Here is a 4,533-nt window from a genome sequence, read left to right on the forward strand (position 1 = left end):
AACAGACACTACTATTAGATATTTAACCTGTCTACTTGACAGGGGGCATATCAGATTCTACACTGTATGGTTCTTCTTTTTTATCTAACCAAGAAAAGTTAAAACTCATTAAAACAAATCCCAGTTAGGTGTTGAATATTTTCTAGTCTGGGTCATGTAAAAATGAATAAAATGGATTTGGATTGCTAGAGCTAAAATGGTCGCAATAGTCACGACTATCATAGGAGTAGAAGCAAAGATTAAAGAAAGAAGGAAGGCAATCACAAACATCCCTGCCTCCATGAGATAGAAAGTGTTGGAGTATTGCAGATACTTCTTGTTAAAAGGACCATTGGCTAGGACAGCAGCTTGAAAGAGTCCAAATCCGATATAGAAGAAGCTAGTCACAAAGATGTGATTGGCTTCAGGATTCAGAAGAAAATTCATAGAAACAGTGATCATAAGCAAGCCAATGAAAATAGGATAGTGGCTATAGATGAGAAAAATTCCATTTTGATTAGAAGCTTCATCAATGGCATGATCAAATTGACCAAAATAAGATATGAACAGAGAAATCATGATGATGAAATAAAGAATCGAATAAATCGAAAAGTCTTCTAGAGTATAAAAGTTAGCAAGCCCCATAATCATCTCCCCAAAAGTGATAATGACTAGAAGGGAAATGCGTTCGATTAAATGGGGGAGATTGACCTGAAAACGCTTGCCCTTACGAGTCATGGTAATGGGCATAATAAAGGTCAAGAGGATACTGAGAACGAAGACGTAGATACCAAGGTTGATTGGAAGGAGAGCTGCTAGATAGACACCAAATGTGCGCAATCCTGTCATCCAGAGAAAACCCTTGATACTTTTTCGCTTGACGGTATCTGTCGATTTTCGATAATACTCAACTAGATATTGAAAGAAGAGGGTGAGGGTTAGGGTACCAACGGCCCAGCAAAAAGAGTGGAAATAGAGTTGCCAATCATGGCCAATCATATTTGAAATAAAGAGTAGGAGACCCATGTTGATAAACATGATTACCATGTTAAATAAAGAGTTCTTCCCATAGCGATTGGTATAAACGGTCTGAATCATCAAAGAGGAAAATATCATGTCAAACAAAAAGGTTATCTTAGTAACAGGTGCTTCATCAGGTATGGGGAAAATTTCAGCTCAAGACCTTATCAAAGCTGGTCACACAGTTTATGCGGTGGCTCGTAGTGTCGATAAAATGAAAGACCTAGAAGCAATGGGTGGCCATGTCATGAAAATGGACGTAACAAACGAAGAGGACATCGAAAAAGTTGTCGCAAAAGTGATTGAAGAACAAGGTCGTATCGATGTTCTTTGGAACAATGCAGGTTACGGACTCTATGGTCCTGTCGAAGACATTTCAATGGAAAAAGCGCAACAACAGTTCGAAGTTAATGTCTACGGTGTAGCCCGCTTGACGAAAAAAGTATTACCATATATGCGTCAACAAAAAGATGGTCTGATCATCAATACGTCATCAATGGGTGGAAAAATCTATACTCCACTTGGTGCTTGGTACCATGCTTCAAAACACGCCATTGAAGGTTTTAGTGACTGTCTCCGTATGGAAGTCAAGGAGTTTGGCATCAAGGTGGTTGTTTTAGAACCTGGACTGATCAATACTGGTTTTGGCGCAACAGTTGGTCAAAACTTCACTTATGAATCTAAAAATGGCGCTTACAGTCGTTTGGTCAATAGTTATATCAAAGCTATAGAAAACAACTCAACACCAGCAGGATCAAATCCAGACGTTATCTCACGTACTGTTTTTAAAATCATCAATGCACGTAACCCTAAAACTCGTTACCTTGTTGGCCGTGGAGGCAAGCTTTTAGTAGCAATCCGTCGCATTTTTGGGGATAAATTCTTTGATCGCATGATGTTGATGGTAATGCGTTAATAAAATGGAGAAAGCTTATGCGCCTTAGTCTCAGTCAACAGTTTATTGAACATTTAAGCCTTATAGGGTTGGATCTGAAAAAGATTCTAGAATTAGCTAATCTACCAGATAGCACTTGGAAAGAGGAAATGAATCTTTCAACTCTGGATTATTATCATCTCTTAACAGCTCTTGATCAGATAGCTAATGATGAGCAAATCATTGCCATGAGCCGCATCAAGGATATTCAAATGTTTATGCCTCCATTTTTCGCTGCCTTATCCTCTAAAAATGGTTTAGCTGCGATAGAGCATTTTGCCAAATACAAGAAGATTACAGGTCCGATTGTTGTGAATATGGAAGTCTTTGATAACCTTGTCCGTGTGAGCTACCGTTATGATTATCCAGGTTTAGACCTGCCTCGCTTTGCTGTCCTTAATGAACAGTTGTTGTTGCTTGATTTGATTCGGACGGGAACAGGTCAAGAAATTATCCCAGTACATGTCGGGACTCCTTATACTTATGAGGAAGATAGTGTTCGTATTTTTGGATGCCAAGTGGAAGTAATGGAAGGGAATGAACTAGTCTTTAAAAAAGCTGACTTAGAGAAGCCTTTCCTCACGGCAAATAATGTCATGCTAGACTACCTCGAACCTCGGCTCAAGGAACGCTTAGCAGAAGCATTGAATAGTGAAAGTTTCACAGGTGTTGTCCAGCAAAAACTATACCAGGCTATTCCAAGTGGTTTCTTTACTATTGAAGATATAGCAGCATCATTAGGGATTAGTAGTCGTACTTTACAACGGAACCTGACTGCAGAAGGAACCAAATTCAATCAAGAATTGCAAAATGTCCAAAAGATTCTAGCCTTTGGTTATTTCAAAAATCCAGAAATGACAACAGAAGATGTCAGCTATCTACTAGGCTATTCGGAAGTATCGTCTTTCTCACGAGCCTTTAAAAAATGGACAGGACAAACCATTTCAGAATATAGAGGTCTGCCTCATTGATAGAAAAAGCACCTGAAGGGGCGTTTTTTCTATCGTTTTTTCAGTGCTAAGATTACACAAAAAAGCCTTGTAAAACCAAGGCTTTTTCTTCTGTATTTCTATGCCCCCTACATGAATTTGTAAGAACTTTTCATATTGAAAATAAACAAAAATGTTGAAATATAGCTGATTTTAGGGAAATACTTTTAGGTATTTTCAATGTCAGGATTTAAAAATGGGGCAAAAGCGGGGCAAAAACGAATGACTCGTATTTTGTTTGAAAACCTATAATACCTAATGATTATGCTATTCTAGATATATAGTTTTGTTATAAATAAATGTCAGTGCGAGATCAAATTGGAGAATAAAATGGAAAAACAAATTTCTACGTAGAATGGAATGCGAAAAAGTGATAATTAAAGAGACGAAAAAGCTGAGAATATGATTTCCCAGCTTTTTTGAATGCGATAGAAATAGCAACTAGACTATTTACGAAAGGCCTCAATAATGTAGGTGAAGCCAGTAACTAAAAATGAAAAGGCAATGACATAAACGACAAAGACACCTGTAGCCACTGGATTGAACAGAATCACTAGACCTAGTAAAAATTCAAGCAAGGCTACCCACATGATATTGCTACCAATAATAGGGAAAATCAATCTTAGACGATTGCCTTTAAAGAAAGCAATAATGGCTTCTACAATTAACCAAATTCCTACAATGGTCGGAATGACGACCGGCAGGGTCACAAAGCCATAAGCAACGAGGTAAAGAGCTAAGAGAAGACTAACAAATCCTTGGAAAAGATAAACAGGTGAGCGAAGCTCTTTTGGTGCAGAGAAATAGCCTAAAATAGCTGCTATAGAAGAAACCAGTAAACCAAATGAAATCCACCAGCTGTAAGCAACAAGATTAGCTACTGGGTTTGTAAATAGGAAAAGTCCTAAAAGGACAAAAACAACTCCTGCAAGGAATAGCAGTAAACGATTAGAAAATTTCATTTCAATACCCCCTATATAGTATAGTTTGCTAATAAAACTATTGTACTTATTTTTATAGAAAATGTCAATAAAATAAATAAACAATTTGGAAGTTTCAGTCTGACTTACAAAAAGAAAAGGAGTTTTCACTCCTTTTCACAGATTGAAGACAAAGTCCTTATAAAAGTGTCTTCTAAAGATTTTAACTTCAATCTGAAGCGAGGTTATCCTCGCTTTTTCTATTTATCAAACAATTCCTTATTTTCAATTAAGAGTTCTAGTGGAGATTTATCCCTTGCTTCAATAAAACCAGGTTCATATTGGTTATGAAGTGTTCTTTTCTGAGAAGTTGGATCAATATACAACTCATCTCCATCTTCTGTGTATAGTTGGTTGCCTCTTGTTAAGTAAAGTAAATCCTCTAAGTACTGTCCATCAGTTTCTAGAAAATCTTCGATGTATTTGACAGCTTTTAAAATCTCACTTACTTTATCAGAGTATTCATTAGATTCAAGAACACTCTTTTCTAACTCAATCTCTTTACTCGTTCCAAAGAGTTGGGTTGGAGTTGCATTAAAATATTCTGCTATCTTATCCAAATTTGCAAAGGTAGGATAGCTTTTTTGTTTTTCGTAGTCAGAGATGGATTGTTTACCGATTCCTAAATCTT

Annotated in this window: 4 protein-coding genes and 1 pseudogene; 2 read left to right on the plus strand and 3 right to left on the minus strand. The window is 37.0% G+C overall.

All coding sequences use genetic code 11. From position 1 onward, the window contains the following. Positions 1-108: 108 nt before the first annotated feature. Positions 109-1,083: pseudogene (locus tag RWZ99_RS08805) on the minus strand (low temperature requirement protein A); the annotation flags it as partial. A 10-nt stretch (positions 1,084-1,093) separates the two neighbouring features. On the opposite strand from RWZ99_RS08805, the gene RWZ99_RS08810 reads away from it, so the two are divergent. After that, entirely contained in the window at positions 1,094-1,915 is an 822-nt protein-coding gene (locus RWZ99_RS08810) for an oxidoreductase (protein ID WP_314678162.1), read from the plus strand. A gap of 17 nt (positions 1,916-1,932) precedes the next feature. After that, a complete protein-coding gene (locus tag RWZ99_RS08815; protein ID WP_314678164.1) occupies positions 1,933-2,904 on the plus strand; it encodes a helix-turn-helix domain-containing protein in 972 nt (323 codons plus the stop codon). A 464-nt stretch (positions 2,905-3,368) separates the two neighbouring features. On the opposite strand, the gene RWZ99_RS08820 is transcribed toward RWZ99_RS08815, so the two are convergent. Continuing rightward, entirely contained in the window at positions 3,369-3,884 is a 516-nt protein-coding gene (locus RWZ99_RS08820; RefSeq protein WP_003004261.1) for an HdeD family acid-resistance protein, read from the minus strand. Positions 3,885-4,102: 218 nt separating this feature from the next. Next, positions 4,103-4,533: helix-turn-helix transcriptional regulator (locus RWZ99_RS08825; RefSeq protein ID WP_314678166.1), on the minus strand; the 431-nt coding region annotated here is incomplete at its 5' end.

It is taken from the genome of uncultured Streptococcus sp., assembly GCF_963545685.1.
Classification (GTDB): Bacteria; Bacillota; Bacilli; order Lactobacillales; family Streptococcaceae; genus Streptococcus.

What these genes read in the sequence shown, in the direction of transcription:
- RWZ99_RS08810 (WP_314678162.1), top strand. Translation starts at nt 1,094, where the DNA reads ATGTCAAACAAAAAGGTTATCTTAGTAACAGGTGCTTCATCAGGTATG.
- RWZ99_RS08815 (WP_314678164.1), top strand. Translation starts at nt 1,933, where the DNA reads ATGCGCCTTAGTCTCAGTCAACAGTTTATTGAACATTTAAGCCTTATA.
- RWZ99_RS08820 (WP_003004261.1), bottom strand. Translation starts at nt 3,884, where the DNA reads ATGAAATTTTCTAATCGTTTACTGCTATTCCTTGCAGGAGTTGTTTTT.